This window comes from Pseudomonas sp. GW821-FHT09C08 (genome assembly GCF_059418125.1).
Genome location: NZ_JBWKPG010000016.1, coordinates 67264 through 83343, shown reverse-complemented (window position 1 = coordinate 83343; position 16080 = coordinate 67264). Strand labels below are relative to the sequence as shown.

At 55.8% G+C, this 16080-nt stretch carries 13 protein-coding genes and 4 tRNA genes; all 17 read left to right on the top strand.

All coding sequences use genetic code 11. The annotated features are described in order from the left end of the window. Positions 1-176: 176 nt before the first annotated feature. Positions 177-1136, top strand: coding sequence for a bifunctional biotin--[acetyl-CoA-carboxylase] ligase/biotin operon repressor BirA (birA, locus tag AC07OJ_RS29830; RefSeq protein ID WP_120450163.1), 960 nt, complete (start codon positions 177-179; stop codon positions 1134-1136). Then, a complete protein-coding gene (locus tag AC07OJ_RS29825; protein WP_106802491.1) occupies positions 1126-1875 on the top strand; it encodes a pantothenate kinase in 750 nt (249 codons plus the stop codon). Before birA ends, AC07OJ_RS29825 begins: the two co-directional genes overlap by 11 nt. 7 nt (positions 1876-1882) lie before the next feature. Beyond that, on the top strand, positions 1883-2329 hold the full coding sequence (locus AC07OJ_RS29820) for a hypothetical protein (RefSeq protein ID WP_065909921.1): 447 nt from the start codon (positions 1883-1885) through the stop codon (positions 2327-2329). 142 nt (positions 2330-2471) lie between these two features. Continuing rightward, positions 2472-2556: transfer RNA gene (locus tag AC07OJ_RS29815), tRNA-Tyr, on the top strand. 24 nt (positions 2557-2580) lie between these two features. Beyond that, positions 2581-2654, top strand: a tRNA-Gly gene (locus AC07OJ_RS29810). Between the two features lie 26 nt (positions 2655-2680). Then, positions 2681-2756: transfer RNA gene (locus AC07OJ_RS29805), tRNA-Thr, on the top strand. A 161-nt stretch (positions 2757-2917) separates the two neighbouring features. Further along, positions 2918-2993 (top strand) — tRNA-Trp (locus tag AC07OJ_RS29800). Positions 2994-3038: 45 nt separating this feature from the next. After that, positions 3039-3407, top strand: coding sequence for a preprotein translocase subunit SecE (gene secE / locus AC07OJ_RS29795; protein ID WP_003194658.1), 369 nt, complete (start codon positions 3039-3041; stop codon positions 3405-3407). A gap of 9 nt (positions 3408-3416) precedes the next feature. Next, on the top strand, positions 3417-3950 hold the full coding sequence (gene nusG, locus AC07OJ_RS29790; protein ID WP_003176436.1) for a transcription termination/antitermination protein NusG: 534 nt from the start codon (positions 3417-3419) through the stop codon (positions 3948-3950). A 117-nt stretch (positions 3951-4067) separates the two neighbouring features. Beyond that, positions 4068-4499: a 50S ribosomal protein L11 gene (gene rplK, locus AC07OJ_RS29785; RefSeq protein WP_003176435.1), complete on the top strand. Its 432-nt coding sequence runs from the start codon at positions 4068-4070 to the stop codon at positions 4497-4499. Next, a complete protein-coding gene (rplA, locus tag AC07OJ_RS29780) occupies positions 4499-5194 on the top strand; it encodes a 50S ribosomal protein L1 (protein ID WP_003176434.1) in 696 nt (231 codons plus the stop codon). The genes rplK and rplA overlap by 1 nt, the downstream gene beginning before the upstream one ends. A 199-nt stretch (positions 5195-5393) precedes the next feature. Next, complete coding sequence (gene rplJ / locus AC07OJ_RS29775) at positions 5394-5894, top strand: 50S ribosomal protein L10 (RefSeq protein WP_016969477.1); 501 nt, start codon at positions 5394-5396, stop codon at positions 5892-5894. A gap of 78 nt (positions 5895-5972) precedes the next feature. Beyond that, positions 5973-6338 carry a 50S ribosomal protein L7/L12 gene (rplL, locus tag AC07OJ_RS29770; protein ID WP_016969476.1) on the top strand — a complete coding sequence of 122 codons (366 nt, stop codon included), beginning with the start codon at positions 5973-5975 and terminating at the stop codon, positions 6336-6338. A gap of 219 nt (positions 6339-6557) precedes the next feature. Next, on the top strand, positions 6558-10631 hold the full coding sequence (gene rpoB, locus AC07OJ_RS29765; protein ID WP_025857208.1) for a DNA-directed RNA polymerase subunit beta: 4074 nt from the start codon (positions 6558-6560) through the stop codon (positions 10629-10631). 64 nt (positions 10632-10695) lie between these two features. After that, entirely contained in the window at positions 10696-14895 is a 4200-nt protein-coding gene (rpoC, locus tag AC07OJ_RS29760) for a DNA-directed RNA polymerase subunit beta' (protein WP_065909923.1), read from the top strand. 217 nt (positions 14896-15112) lie between these two features. Then, positions 15113-15484 carry a 30S ribosomal protein S12 gene (rpsL, locus tag AC07OJ_RS29755; RefSeq protein ID WP_002555494.1) on the top strand — a complete coding sequence of 124 codons (372 nt, stop codon included), beginning with the start codon at positions 15113-15115 and terminating at the stop codon, positions 15482-15484. 118 nt (positions 15485-15602) lie between these two features. Continuing rightward, on the top strand, positions 15603-16073 hold the full coding sequence (gene rpsG, locus AC07OJ_RS29750) for a 30S ribosomal protein S7 (protein WP_002555493.1): 471 nt from the start codon (positions 15603-15605) through the stop codon (positions 16071-16073). Positions 16074-16080 lie beyond the last annotated feature (7 nt).

The window sequence follows — 16080 nt, the reverse complement described above, 5'->3', positions numbered from 1 at the left end:
CATCGTCAAGATTAAATTCCAGAACCCCTGTTTGCTAACGCAGACAGGGGTTTTGTTTTGGGCGGTCGAAAATGCGCCGGGAGGTGGCTGAGACCTTTAGCGCTTATGTCCGGCCTTTCTATGCAATGACCCTGCGCATGGCTATCATGCGTGCCTCATTGTGAGGCGATACTTGCATGCTGACGTTGTTAAAACTTCTGAAAGACGGCCGATTTCACTCCGGAGAAGCACTTGGCGCCGCCCTGGGCGTCAGTCGAAGTGCAGTCTGGAAACAACTCCAGCACCTTGAGGCAGAGCTGAACCTGCCCATCCATAAGGTTCGTGGCAAAGGGTATCAATTGGCTTCGCCGCTGGTGTTCTTGAGTGCTGAGGAGATCGCGCTGTTTGCGCCCTCGTTAGCGTGGCCTGTTCATATTTCCGACTCCATTGACTCTACCAATGCCGAAGCACTGCGTCTTGTCGAGACAGGCTCTGCGGCGCCGTTCCTGGTGCTGGCGGAGCAGCAAACAGCAGGAAGAGGCAGGCGTGGCCGAAAGTGGGTCAGCCCCTTCGCGCAAAATGTGTATTACAGCCTTGTACTGCGTATAGAGGGTGGTCTTCGACAGCTTGAAGGTTTGAGTCTTGTTGTCGGCCTGGCTGTCATGCAGGCCCTGCGTGAGTCGGGTATGCGCGGGGCTGCCTTGAAGTGGCCAAACGATGTGTTGGTTGGGCAGAAAAAAATTGCCGGGATTTTGCTGGAATTGGTAGGGGACCCTGCTGATATCTGTCACGTTGTCCTTGGAATTGGGATCAATGTGAATATGCAGAAGGCTGACGAGGTGGATCAGCAATGGACCTCGGTGCAGCTCGAGACGGGGGCTCCCGTCAATCGTAATGTCCTGGTGGCCCAGCTCGGTTTGCAGTTGCAAAGCTATCTTGATCGTCATAGAGCCGCTGGCTTCGCAGCACTTCAGGCGGAATGGGAGCAGAGTCATGCGTGGCAGGGCAAGGCGGTATCGCTCATTGCAGGTGTCAACCAAGTGGACGGCGTGGTGCTGGGTGTCGATGGGCAAGGTGCTTTGCGTTTAAGCGTCGATGGGGTCGAGAAAATATACAGTGGTGGTGAGTTAAGCCTGAGGTTGCGTGATGATTCTTGAGCTCGACTGTGGGAATAGCTTTATCAAATGGCGTGTGCTCGGCTCAGGTGGGGTAGGTGCTTGCGCAGAGGGCGTTGCGGGTTCGGATGTCGCGTTGATAGAAAGCCTGGTGGCGTTGCCTGGCTTGTCGCTGACGCGCTGCCGGTTGGTGAGCGTTCGTGCCCAGGAAGAAACAAGCAGGCTTGCCGAGGCGCTGGTGGAGGCTTTTGGCGTTGCTGTTTCCTGTGCGGCCTCTGCGCGTGAAATGGCAGGCGTACGTAACGGCTACGAGGATTTCGAGCGTCTTGGGCTTGATCGGTGGCTGGCAATGTTGGGTGGATTCAAATTGGCTTCAGGTGCCTGCCTCGTGCTTGATTTTGGTACGGCGGCGACTGCAGATTTTATTGCTGCAGATGGCGAGCACCTCGGCGGCTTTATTTGCCCTGGTATGCCGCTCATGCGAAACCAGCTGCGTACGCACACGCGCAAGATCCGTTACGACGATGCCGCTGCCGAAAGGGCTCTGGAGCGCCTTTCTCCTGGTCGTACGACCGTAGAGGCGGTCGAGCGCGGCTGCACGCTGATGCTCAGGGGGTTTGTGTTGACTCAGCTTGAGCAGGCCCGTAGCTACTGGGGTGATGACTTCACTGTATTCCTGACCGGTGGAGATGCCGATCTGGTCCGAGATGCCGTGCCCCAGGCCCGACTCGTTCCTGACTTGGTTTTTGTCGGGTTGGCGATGGCGTGTCCTTTATCTTGAGGTGATTATGCGTTGGCTGTTTTTGCTTTTACTCGTCCTCAACGCCTTCTACTACATTTGGCACCAGCAAGAAGCGCCTCTGCGCGCCAAGGATGTCACGCCCTTGAGTCTCTATCGGGGTTCTCAGCAGGACATTCGACTGCTGAGTGAATCGTCGGATGCCGTGGTCCGCAGGGATCGGGCAAAAGCGTCCGATGCGCAAAGCACCTGCTTGTACATCGGCGGCTTTGCGGATCAGCACGAAGCGCAATCTCTCGAGCAGCGTCTAATTAGCCTGGATATAAAGGTCAAGCTTCAGTTGCTGAGTGCGCCCGACGTCTCGGGTTACTGGCTTCGCGTAGCCCCGGAAAGCCGACGCCTGGCGGATGATCTGCCCTTTGAAAACCTTGCTAAGGAATTCAATGAGTTAAAACATAAAATAATGCTGTGCGAAGGCATTGCAACTCTCGAATAGTTTGCATAGAATGGCGCCCGCTTCGCAGTGAAGACCTTTAAGGCCTTCAGTGAGAAGCGAGGTCAACGCATCTAACCTCATATTTTTAAATGAGAAAATGCTTGACAGAAGGCCGGCGTGATGTAGAATGCCGGCTCGCTTAGGAGGGGTTCCCGAGCGGCCAAAGGGATCAGACTGTAAATCTGACGTCTACGACTTCGAAGGTTCGAATCCTTCCCCCTCCACCATTTTTAGCGTGAGCTGCAAGCTCCGCGGGTATAGTTTAGTGGTAGAACCTCAGCCTTCCAAGCTGATGATGCGGGTTCGATTCCCGCTACCCGCTCCAAGTTTGCAGGTTGTGCACGGTGTTTTGCTCTTGTAGCTCAGTTGGTAGAGCACACCCTTGGTAAGGGTGAGGTCAGCGGTTCAAATCCGCTCAAGAGCTCCATATAACAAGGCAGATATGAAAATATCTGCCTTTGTTTTAACAGCTGCCTCGGCTTGATTGTGTTGTGCTTGGCTTTGTTGCTGGGTGTTTTCAAGTCTCTAGGGGTTGGTTGTTGTAAAGTCTTTTTCAGGCCTGCATAATGGTCGGCCTGATTTTGTTTTAGGTCAGTAGCTCAATTGGCAGAGCGACGGTCTCCAAAACCGTAGGTTGGGGGTTCGATTCCCTCCTGACCTGCCAGATTCACGTGGTGTGTCTGGCTTTCTTTTCACAGGATCTTCATAGATGACTCCTAAGGCTGAAGCTCAAAGCTCTCGTTTCGATCTCGTCAAGTGGCTCGCCGTAGTCGCATTGGTGGTCGTAGGCGTTGTTGGCAATCAGTACTACTCTGCTTCGCCGATCCTGTACCGCGTCCTCGCTTTGCTCGCCCTTGCTGCTGTAGCTGCCTTTGTAGGCCTGCAGACTGCTAAAGGCAAGTCGTTCGCGGTCCTGGTAAAGGAAGCTCGCACCGAAATCCGTAAAGTCGTTTGGCCGACTCGCCAAGAAACCACGCAGACCACGTTGATCGTTGTGGCTGTTGTTCTGGTTATGGCGTTGCTGTTGTGGGGGCTTGATTCCCTGCTCGGCTGGCTTGTTTCCTTGATTGTTGGCTAAGGGTGTCCCGTGGCTAAGCGTTGGTACGTTGTGCATGCTTACTCGGGTTACGAGAAGCATGTTATGCGCTCTTTGCTAGAGCGCGTAAAGCTCGCAGGCATGGAAGATGGCTTCGGCGAAATTCTGGTTCCCACTGAAGAAGTGGTTGAAATGCGGAATGGCCAGAAGCGTAAAAGCGAACGCAAGTTCTTCCCTGGCTACGTGCTGGTTCAGATGGACATGAATGAAGGTACTTGGCACTTGGTCAAGGACACTCCTCGTGTCATGGGTTTTATCGGCGGTACTGCTGATAAGCCTGCTCCGATCACCGACAAAGAGGCAGAAGCAATTCTGCGTCGTGTTGCTGATGGTAGCGACAAGCCCAAGCCGAAGACTTTGTTCGAGCCGGGTGAGGTTGTTCGTGTCACAGATGGTCCGTTTGCTGATTTCAACGGCACCGTCGAAGAAGTTAACTACGAAAAGAGTCGGATCCAAGTGGCAGTGCTCATTTTCGGTCGCTCTACTCCGGTAGAGTTGGAGTTCAGCCAGGTCGAGAAGGTCTAGCTGGGCAAGCATCCCAACCCCGCAGCCTTAGGCTGTGGGGTTTTGTCGTCACTGGGATAAACGCGCAAGTAACCGGGGAGCCTTTCGAGGCGTTAGAACCCGTAATTGGAGTGCCTCATGGCCAAGAAGATTACCGCTTACATCAAGCTGCAAGTGAAGGCCGCTCAGGCCAACCCTAGCCCACCCGTCGGTCCAGCTCTGGGTCAGCACGGCGTGAACATCATGGAATTCTGCAAGGCCTTCAACGCCCGTACTCAGGGTCTTGAGCCAGGTCTGCCGACTCCAGTGATCATCACTGTATACAGCGACCGTAGCTTCACTTTCGAAACCAAGTCGACCCCGGCTTCGGTTCTGCTGAAGAAAGCTGCTGGTCTGACTAGCGGTTCCGCTCGTCCTAACACCGTTAAGGTTGGCACCGTGACTCGTGCTCAGCTGGAAGAAATCGCGAAAACCAAAAACGCGGATCTGACTGCAGCTGATATGGATGCAGCCGTGCGTACCATCGCCGGTTCTGCTCGTAGCATGGGCCTTAACGTGGAGGGTGTGTAATGGCTAAGCTGACCAAGCGCCAAAAGGCTATCGCCGGCAAAATCGAAGCAGGCAAGTCCTACAACTTTGTAGACGCTGCTGCCCTGCTGACCGAGCTGTCGACTGTCAAGTTCAGCGAGTCCGTTGACGTTGCTGTAAACCTGGGTGTTGACCCACGTAAATCCGACCAGGTCGTTCGTAGCGCGACTGTGCTGCCACACGGTACCGGTAAGACTGTACGTGTAGCTGTCTTCACCCAAGGCCCGGCAGCTGAAGCTGCTCTGGCCGCCGGCGCTGACCGCGTTGGTATGGACGACCTGGCTGCCGAAATGAAAGGCGGCGACCTGAACTACGACGTAGTTATTGCTTCCCCGGATGCAATGCGCGTTGTAGGTCAGTTGGGTCAGATCCTCGGTCCACGTGGTCTGATGCCTAACCCGAAAGTCGGCACCGTGACTCCAGACGTAGCTACCGCGGTTAAAAACGCCAAGGCTGGTCAGGTTCGTTATCGCACCGACAAAAACGGCATCATTCACACCTCCGTTGGCAAGGTCGGCTTCGACGCCGTCAAGCTGAAGGAAAACGTTGAAGCCCTGATCGCTGATCTGAAGCGTATCAAGCCAGCTTCCTCGAAAGGTATCTACGTCAAGCGCGTTACCCTGAGCACCACTATGGGCCCAGGTCTGGTCATCGACCAAGGCTCGCTGGACGTATAAGACACAGATTGGCGCGAGAGATTGCGCCAATTGAAAAAATTGGGGTCCCTGCCTGGCGGGGGCTATCCAAGACCGTAGGCGGCGCAAGTCTTAAACCACAAGCCTACGCAGATGGTGCTCCCGGTTCCTTACCGAATCAGACACCAAAACGACATCCGGCTTCGGCCAGATGAAACGGTAACAAGCAGGAGTTAAACCCGTGGCAATTAATCTCGAAGACAAGAAGGCCATCGTCGCTGAAGTCAACGAGGCTGCCAAAGCTGCTCTGTCCGCTGTCGTGGCTGATGCCCGTGGTGTGACAGTAGGCGCTATGACCGGACTCCGTAAAGAGGCTCGTGAAGCTGGCGTATACGTACGTGTTGTACGTAACACCCTGCTCAAGCGCGCTGTTGCTGACACTGAATACAGTGTTCTCAACGACGTGTTCACCGGCCCGACTCTGATCGCGTTCTCCAAAGAACATCCAGGCGCTGCTGCCCGTTTGTTCAAAGAATTCGCCAAGAGTCAGGATAAGTTCGAGATCAAGGCAGCTGCGTTCGAGGGCAAGTTCCTCGCAGCTAACCAAATCGACGTACTGGCAACACTGCCGACCCGCGACGAAGCCATTTCGCAGCTGATGAGCGTGATTCAAGGCGCTACCAGCAAGCTGGCTCGTACTCTGGCTGCAGTTCGCGAGCAAAAAGAAGCTGCCGCAGCCTAAGGCTGAGCGACTTCTCTCGCGTATTTTTGTTTATTTCGATGGCCGCGTAGGCCGTCCCCCAATTCAGGAAATACAGCAATGTCTATCTCCCAAGACGATATCCTCAACGCCGTAGCTGAAATGTCGGTTCTGCAGGTTGTTGAGCTGATCAAAGCTTTCGAAGAAAAATTCGGCGTTTCCGCTGCCGCTGCTTCCGCTGGCCCAGCTGCTGCTGCTGCCGTTGTTGAAGAGCAAACCGAATTCAACGTCATGCTGACCGAAGCTGGCGAGAAGAAAGTAAACGTGATCAAGGCAGTACGTGAACTGACCGGTCTGGGCCTGAAAGAAGCCAAGGCTGTAGTTGACGGCGCTCCTGCCCTGGTTCTGGAAGCTGTTGCCAAAGACGCAGCTGACAAAGCCAAAGCAGTACTGGAAGAAGCAGGCGCTAAAGTCGAGCTGAAGTAAGCATCGACCTTGCGTCTCCAGCCCAAGCGTTAAGCTGAAGGCTGATGGCTGGTGGCTCTTGCCACCGGCCTTTTTCCGTTCTTGGCTGTCGACTCGGTCGCCGCCATTAACGCGCTGTAGCCACCCGATGCGGTGGTGCAAACCATGGGGTTTGCAAGATTTTCTGGCTGCTCCCGTCGGAGGGGCCAAACAAGCAGGTGACCAAGCTGGGGAACGCTGATGGCTTACTCATATACTGAGAAAAAACGTATCCGCAAGGACTTTAGCAAGTTGCCGGACGTCATGGATGTCCCGTACCTTCTGGCTATCCAGCTGGATTCGTATCGTGAATTCTTGCAGGCGGGAGCGACCAAAGATCAGTTCCGCGACGTGGGCCTGCATGCGGCCTTCAAATCCGTTTTCCCGATCATCAGCTACTCCGGCAATGCTGCGCTGGAGTACGTCGGTTATCGCCTGGGCGAACCGGCATTTGATGTCAAAGAATGCGTGTTGCGCGGTGTTACGTACGCCGTACCTTTGCGGGTAAAAGTCCGCCTGATCATTTTCGACAAAGAATCGTCGAACAAAGCGATCAAGGACATCAAAGAGCAAGAAGTCTACATGGGCGAAATCCCATTGATGACTGAGAACGGTACCTTCGTTATCAACGGTACCGAGCGTGTTATCGTTTCCCAGCTGCACCGTTCCCCGGGCGTGTTCTTTGACCACGACCGCGGCAAGACGCACAGCTCCGGCAAGCTCCTGTACTCCGCGCGGATCATTCCGTACCGTGGTTCGTGGTTGGACTTCGAGTTCGACCCTAAAGACTGCGTGTTCGTGCGTATCGACCGTCGTCGCAAGCTGCCGGCCTCGGTACTGCTGCGCGCGCTGGGCTATACCACTGAGCAAGTGTTGGACGCCTTCTACACCACCAACGTATTCAGCCTGAAGGATGAAACCCTCAAGCTGGAGCTGATCGCTTCGCGTCTGCGTGGTGAAATTGCCGTCCTGGACATCCAGGATGAAAAAGGCAAGGTCATTGTTGAAGCTGGCCGTCGTATCACTGCGCGCCACATCAACCAGATCGAAAAAGCCGGTATCAAAGAGCTGGAAGTGCCTCTGGACTACGTCCTGGGTCGCACTACCGCCAAGGTCATCGTTCACCCGGCTACAGGCGAAATCCTGGCTGAGTGCAACACCGAGCTGAACACCGAGATCCTGGCCAAAATCGCCAAGGCTCAGGTCGTTCGCATCGAGACCCTGTACACCAACGACATCGACTGCGGTCCGTTCATCTCCGACACTCTGAAGATCGACTCCACCAGCAACCAATTGGAAGCGCTGGTCGAGATCTATCGCATGATGCGTCCTGGCGAGCCACCGACCAAAGACGCTGCCGAGACCCTGTTCAACAACCTGTTCTTCAGCCCTGAGCGCTATGACCTGTCTGCGGTCGGCCGGATGAAGTTCAACCGTCGTATCGGTCGTACCGAGATCGAAGGTTCGGGCGTGTTGTGCAAGGAAGACATCGTCGCGGTACTGAAGACTCTGGTCGACATCCGTAACGGTAAAGGCATCGTCGATGACATCGACCACCTGGGTAACCGTCGTGTTCGCTGCGTAGGCGAAATGGCCGAGAACCAGTTCCGCGTTGGCCTGGTGCGTGTTGAGCGTGCGGTCAAAGAGCGTCTGTCGATGGCTGAAAGCGAAGGCCTGATGCCACAAGACCTGATCAACGCCAAGCCAGTGGCTGCGGCGGTGAAAGAGTTCTTCGGCTCCAGCCAGCTCTCGCAGTTCATGGACCAGAACAACCCGCTCTCCGAGATCACCCACAAGCGCCGTGTTTCGGCACTGGGCCCGGGCGGTCTGACCCGTGAGCGTGCAGGCTTTGAAGTTCGTGACGTACACCCGACGCACTACGGTCGTGTTTGCCCGATCGAAACGCCGGAAGGTCCGAACATCGGTCTGATCAACTCCCTGGCTGCGTATGCGCGCACCAACCAGTACGGCTTCCTCGAGAGCCCGTACCGCGTGGTGAAAGACGCTCTGGTCACCGACGAGATCGTGTTCCTGTCCGCCATCGAAGAAGCTGATCACGTGATCGCCCAGGCCTCGGCCACGATGAACGACAAGAAAGTCCTGGTCGACGAGCTGGTAGCTGTTCGTCACTTAAACGAGTTCACCGTCAAGGCGCCGGAAGACGTCACCTTGATGGACGTTTCGCCGAAGCAGGTAGTTTCGGTTGCAGCGTCGCTGATCCCGTTCCTCGAGCACGACGACGCCAACCGTGCGTTGATGGGTTCCAACATGCAGCGTCAAGCTGTACCGACCCTGCGCGCTGACAAGCCGCTGGTAGGTACCGGCATGGAGCGTAACGTAGCCCGTGACTCCGGCGTTTGCGTCGTGGCTCGTCGTGGCGGCGTGATCGACTCCGTTGATGCCAGCCGTATCGTGGTCCGTGTTGCCGATGACGAAGTTGAAACTGGCGAAGCCGGTGTCGACATCTACAACCTGACCAAATACACCCGCTCGAACCAGAACACCTGCATCAACCAGCGTCCGCTGGTGAGCAAGGGTGATCGCGTTCAGCGTAGCGACATCATGGCCGACGGCCCGTCCACCGACATGGGTGAACTGGCACTGGGCCAGAACATGCGCATCGCGTTCATGGCATGGAACGGCTTCAACTTCGAAGACTCCATCTGCCTGTCCGAGCGTGTTGTTCAAGAAGACCGTTTCACCACGATCCACATTCAGGAACTGACCTGTGTGGCACGTGACACCAAGCTTGGGCCAGAGGAAATCACTGCAGACATCCCGAACGTGGGTGAAGCTGCACTGAACAAGCTGGACGAAGCCGGTATCGTTTACGTAGGTGCTGAAGTCGGCGCAGGCGACATCCTGGTAGGTAAGGTCACTCCGAAAGGCGAGACCCAACTGACTCCAGAAGAAAAACTGCTGCGTGCGATCTTCGGTGAAAAAGCCAGCGACGTTAAAGACACCTCCCTGCGCGTACCTACCGGTACCAAGGGTACTGTCATCGACGTACAGGTCTTCACCCGTGACGGCGTTGAGCGTGATGCTCGTGCACTGTCCATCGAGAAGACCCAGCTCGACGAGATCCGCAAGGATCTGAACGAAGAGTTCCGTATCGTTGAAGGCGCGACCTTCGAACGTCTGCGTTCCGCCCTGGTAGGCCACAAGGCTGAAGGCGGCGCAGGTCTGAAGAAAGGTCAGGACATCACCGACGAAGTTCTCGACGGTCTTGAGCACGGCCAGTGGTTCAAACTGCGCATGGCTGAAGATGCTCTGAACGAGCAGCTCGAGAAGGCCCAGGCCTATATCGTTGATCGTCGCCGTCTGCTGGACGACAAGTTCGAAGACAAGAAGCGCAAACTGCAGCAAGGTGATGACCTGGCTCCAGGCGTGCTGAAAATCGTCAAGGTTTACCTGGCAATCCGTCGTCGCATCCAACCGGGCGACAAGATGGCCGGTCGTCACGGTAACAAAGGTGTGGTCTCCGTGATCATGCCGGTTGAAGACATGCCGCACGATGCCAATGGCACACCGGTCGACGTCGTCCTCAACCCGTTGGGCGTACCTTCGCGTATGAACGTTGGTCAGATCCTTGAAACCCACCTGGGCCTCGCGGCCAAAGGTCTGGGCGAGAAGATCAACCGTATGATCGAAGAGCAGCGCAAGGTCGCAGACCTGCGTAAGTTCCTGCACGAGATCTACAACGAGATCGGCGGTCGCAACGAAGAGCTGGACACCTTCTCCGACCAGGAAATCCTGGATCTGGCGAAGAACCTGCGCGGCGGCGTTCCAATGGCTACCCCGGTGTTCGACGGTGCCAAGGAAAGCGAAATCAAGGCCATGCTGAAACTGGCAGACCTGCCAGAAAGCGGCCAGATGCAGCTGTTCGACGGTCGTACCGGCAACAAGTTCGAGCGCCCGGTTACTGTTGGCTACATGTACATGCTGAAGCTGAACCACTTGGTAGACGACAAGATGCACGCTCGTTCTACCGGTTCGTACAGCCTCGTTACCCAGCAGCCGCTGGGTGGTAAGGCTCAGTTCGGTGGTCAGCGTTTCGGGGAGATGGAGGTCTGGGCACTGGAAGCATACGGTGCTGCTTACACTCTGCAAGAAATGCTCACAGTGAAGTCGGACGATGTGAACGGTCGGACCAAGATGTACAAAAACATCGTGGACGGCGATCACCGTATGGAGCCGGGCATGCCCGAGTCCTTCAACGTGTTGATCAAAGAAATTCGTTCCCTCGGCATCGATATCGATCTGGAAACCGAATAACACGTGACGCGAATCGAGAGCGGGGCCGTTTAGCCCGCTCTCTGCTCCGCCAGGAGGAAAGGCCTTGAAAGACCTACTGAATTTGCTGAAAAACCAGGGTCAAGTCGAAGAGTTCGACGCCATCCGTATTGGATTGGCATCGCCTGAGATGATCCGTTCGTGGTCGTTCGGTGAAGTTAAAAAGCCGGAAACCATCAACTACCGTACGTTCAAACCTGAGCGTGACGGCCTGTTCTGCGCCAAGATCTTTGGCCCGGTAAAGGATTACGAGTGCCTGTGCGGTAAGTACAAGCGCTTGAAGCACCGTGGTGTGATCTGCGAGAAGTGCGGCGTTGAAGTTGCACTGGCCAAGGTTCGTCGTGAGCGCATGGCGCACATCGAGCTGGCTTCGCCGGTTGCCCACATCTGGTTCCTGAAATCGCTGCCGTCCCGTATCGGCTTGCTGATGGACATGACCCTGCGTGATATCGAACGCGTTCTCTACTTCGAGAGCTATGTCGTTATCGATCCAGGCATGACCACCCTTGAAAAAGGTCAGCTGCTGAACGACGAGCAGTACTTCGAAGCGCTGGAAGAATTCGGTGACGATTTCGATGCCCGCATGGGTGCCGAAGCTGTCCGCGAACTGCTGCACGCTATCGACCTGGAGCACGAGATTGGCCGTCTGCGTGAAGAGATTCCGCAAACCAACTCCGAAACCAAGATCAAGAAGCTGTCCAAGCGTCTGAAGTTGATGGAAGCCTTCCAGGGTTCCGGCAACCTGCCAGAGTGGATGGTGCTGACCGTTCTGCCGGTTCTGCCGCCAGACCTGCGTCCGCTGGTACCGTTGGATGGTGGTCGTTTCGCGACTTCCGACCTCAACGACCTGTACCGTCGCGTGATCAACCGTAACAACCGCTTGAAGCGCCTGCTTGACCTGTCCGCTCCGGACATCATCGTGCGCAACGAAAAGCGTATGTTGCAAGAAGCTGTCGATGCCTTGCTCGACAACGGTCGTCGTGGCCGCGCTATCACCGGTTCGAACAAGCGTCCTCTGAAATCCTTGGCCGACATGATCAAGGGTAAGCAAGGTCGTTTCCGTCAGAACTTGCTCGGTAAGCGTGTTGACTACTCTGGTCGTTCGGTAATTACCGTAGGCCCGACCCTGCGTCTGCACCAGTGCGGTCTGCCGAAGAAGATGGCTCTCGAGCTGTTCAAGCCGTTCATTTTCGGCAAGCTTGAAATGCGCGGTCTCGCGACCACCATCAAAGCCGCCAAGAAAATGGTCGAGCGCGAACTGCCAGAGGTTTGGGACGTTCTCGCCGAAGTGATCCGTGAACACCCGGTTCTCCTCAACCGTGCACCGACCCTTCACCGTCTGGGTATCCAGGCGTTTGAACCGGTACTGATCGAAGGTAAGGCTATTCAGCTGCACCCGCTGGTCTGTGCTGCGTACAACGCCGACTTCGACGGCGACCAAATGGCCGTGCACGTACCGCTGACACTGGAAGCCCAGTTGGAAGCGCGCGCGTTGATGATGTCGACCAACAACATTCTGTCGCCAGCCAACGGTGAGCCAATCATCGTTCCGTCGCAGGACGTTGTACTGGGTCTGTACTACATGACCCGTGAAGCGATCAACGCCAAGGGCGAAGGTCGTGTGTTCGCTGACCTGCAGGAAGTTGACCGTGTGTTCCGTGCCGGCGAAGCCGCACTGCACGCCAAGGTCAAGGTGCGGATCAACGAAACCGTCAACGACCGTGACGGCGGCAGCGTGACCAACACCCGTATCGTCGACACCACTGTCGGCCGTGCGCTGTTGTATCAAGTTGTGCCAAAAGGTCTGTCGTACGATGTCGTCAACCTGCCGATGAAGAAAAAGGCGATCTCCAAGCTGATCAACCAGTGCTACCGCGTGGTTGGTTTGAAAGAGACCGTGATCTTCGCTGACCAGTTGATGTACACCGGTTTTGCTTATTCGACCATTTCCGGCGTTTCCATCGGCGTTAACGACTTCGTTATCCCGGATGAAAAAGCCCGCATCATCGGTGCAGCCACCGACGAAGTGAAAGAGATCGAAAGCCAGTACGCCTCCGGCCTGGTAACCCAGGGCGAGAAGTACAACAAGGTAATCGACCTTTGGTCCAAGGCGAACGACGAAGTATCCAAGGCGATGATGGCCAACCTCTCGAAAGAGAAAGTCATCGACCGCCACGGCGTCGAAGTTGACCAGGAATCCTTCAACTCGATGTACATGATGGCCGACTCGGGCGCACGGGGTTCTGCTGCGCAGATCCGTCAGCTCGCCGGTATGCGTGGCCTGATGGCCAAGCCGGACGGTTCCATCATCGAAACGCCGATTACTGCGAACTTCCGTGAAGGTTTGAGCGTACTTCAGTACTTCATCTCCACTCACGGTGCTCGTAAGGGTCTGGCGGATACCGCGTTGAAAACCGCTAACTCCGGTTACCTGACGCGTCGTCTGGTAGACGTTGCACAAGATCTGGTTGTAACCGAGATCGATTGCGGTACCGAGCACGGCCTGCTGATGACTCCGCACATTGAAGGCGGTGACGTTGTAGAGCCGCTGGGTGAGCGCGTATTGGGTCGTGTTATTGCCCGTGACGTATTCAAGCCAGGTACCGAAGAAGTTATCGTTCCTGCCGGCACTCTGGTCGACGAGAAGTGGGTCGAGTTCATCGAACTCAACAGCATCGACGAAGTGATTGTTCGCTCGCCGATCAGCTGCGAAACCCGCTATGGCATTTGCGCCAAGTGCTACGGCCGTGACTTGGCTCGTGGTCACCAGGTGAACATCGGTGAAGCGGTCGGCGTTATCGCTGCCCAGTCCATCGGTGAGCCGGGTACCCAGCTGACCATGCGTACGTTCCACATCGGTGGTGCGGCAAGCCGGACCTCCGCAGCTGACAGCGTTCAGGTGAAGAATGGCGGTACCGTCCGTCTGCACAACCTGAAGCACGTTGAGCGAGTGGATGGCCACCTGGTTGCTGTGTCCCGTTCCGGTGAGCTGGCAATCGCTGATGACTACGGTCGTGAGCGTGAGCGCTACAAGCTGCCGTACGGTGCTGTGATCTCGGTTAAAGAAGGTGACAAGGTCGACGCTGGCGCAATCGTGGCCAAGTGGGATCCGCACACTCACCCAATCGTTACCGAAATGAAAGGTACCGTGACCTACGTGGGCATGGAAGAAGGCATCACGATCAAGCGTCAGACTGACGAATTGACCGGTATGACCAACATTGAAGTACTCGACGCGAAAGATCGTCCAGCTGCCGGTAAAGACATCCGTCCTGCCGTGAAGATGGTCGATGACAACGGCAAGGACTTGTTGCTGCCAGGCACTGACGTAATCGCTCAGTACTTCCTGCCAGCCAACGCCCTGGTCGGTGTAGCGGATGGTGCGAAGATCGCGATCGGTGATGTTATCGCGCGTATCCCGCAAGAAACTTCGAAGACCCGTGACATCACCGGTGGTCTGCCGCGTGTTGCCGACTTGTTCGAAGCTCGTCGTCCGAAAGAAGCGTCGATTCTGGCTGAAGTCAGCGGTACCATCGCGTTCGGTAAAGAGACCAAGGGCAAGCGCCGTCTGGTCATTACCCCGAACGACGGTAGCGATCCGTATGAAGAGCTGATTCCGAAGTGGCGTCACCTGAACGTGTTCGAAGGCGAACAGGTAAACCGCGGCGAAGTTATCTCCGACGGTCCAAGCGATCCACACGACATCCTGCGTCTGCTGGGTGTGAGTGCGCTGGCCAAGTACATCGTTAACGAGATCCAGGACGTTTACCGCCTGCAAGGCGTGAAGATCAACGATAAGCACATCGAGACCATCCTGCGTCAGATGCTGCGTAAAGTTGAAATCGCTGAGTCTGGCGATTCCAGTTTCATCAAGGGCGACCAGATGGAATTGACTCACGTGCTGGTGGAAAACGAGCGCCTGACGAACGAAGAGAAATTCGTTTCCAAGTTCACTCGCGTGCTGCTGGGTATCACCAAGGCGTCGTTGTCGACTGAGTCGTTCATCTCGGCGGCCTCCTTCCAGGAGACCACTCGCGTACTGACCGAAGCAGCGGTAACCGGCAAGCGCGATTACCTGCGCGGCCTGAAAGAAAACGTGGTCGTGGGTCGTCTGATCCCGGCAGGTACCGGTTTGGCTTACCACAGCGAGCGCAAGCGCCGCCGTGATGCTGACAAGCCGCTGCGCGTAAGCGCCAGTGAAGTGGAAGCTGCACTGACCGAAGCGCTGAACTCTAGCGGTAACTGAGTTCTGCGATAAATAAGTCTGGGCCCTGGCAGCCCCCATTCGTCGGATCGAGGCAATTTTGTCGCGGTTCGATGAGAGGGGAGGTCGGGGCCTTGCCTTGACTGGGGACAAGATCCTCTTTAGACTCTTGTACCCCTAAATTTGGCGGGAATTCGTTCCTGCCATTTTGCTTTTCTTGCAAGACAATAGCGTCGCAAGACAACAGTGGAGCTAGTAGATGGCAACTATCAACCAGCTGGTACGTCAGCCGCGTAAGCGTATCGTCGAGAAATCCGACGTACCTGCGCTGCAGAACTGCCCGCAACGTCGTGGCGTATGCACTCGCGTGTATACCACTACGCCGAAAAAACCTAACTCGGCACTGCGTAAAGTATGCCGTGTGCGTCTGACCAACGGTTTCGAGGTTTCCTCGTACATCGGTGGTGAAGGCCACAACCTGCAAGAGCACAGCGTGGTACTGATCCGCGGCGGTCGTGTAAAAGACTTGCCAGGTGTTCGTTACCACACCGTACGCGGCTCCTTGGATACTTCCGGCGTTAAAGGTCGTAACCAGGGTCGTTCGAAGTACGGTACCAAGAAGCCTAAGTAGTAGCGGCTTTTTGTAAAACTGAATCATCTTATTTTCTGAGTCGATAAGAGTAAGGTCGGAGGCGTCCCGAAAGGACACCGATTCCGAGCGAACCTGAAGACCGTTTGAGGGCTTATCCATGCCAAGAAGACGCGTAGCAGCCAAGCGCGAAGTGCTTGACGATCCAAAATACGGAAGCCAAATTCTGGCCAAGTTCATGAACCACGTGATGGAAAGCGGCAAGAAAGCCGTTGCCGAGCGTATCGTTTATGGCGCGCTGGAAAAGGTTAAAGAACGCAAGAACAGCGACCCCCTGGAAATCTTCGAGAAAGCTCTCGACGCCATCGCTCCGCTGGTCGAAGTGAAGTCGCGCCGTGTAGGCGGTGCTACTTACCAGGTTCCGGTTGAAGTTCGTCCGTCCCGTCGTAACGCTCTGGCAATGCGCTGGTTGGTAGACTTCGCCCGTAAGCGCGGCGAGAAGTCTATGGCTCTGCGTTTGGCTGGCGAACTGTTGGACGCTGCTGAAGGTAAAGGTGCTGCTGTTAAGAAGCGTGAAGACGTGCACCGTATGGCTGAAGCTAACAAAGCTTTCTCGCACTACCGCTTCTAATCTTAGC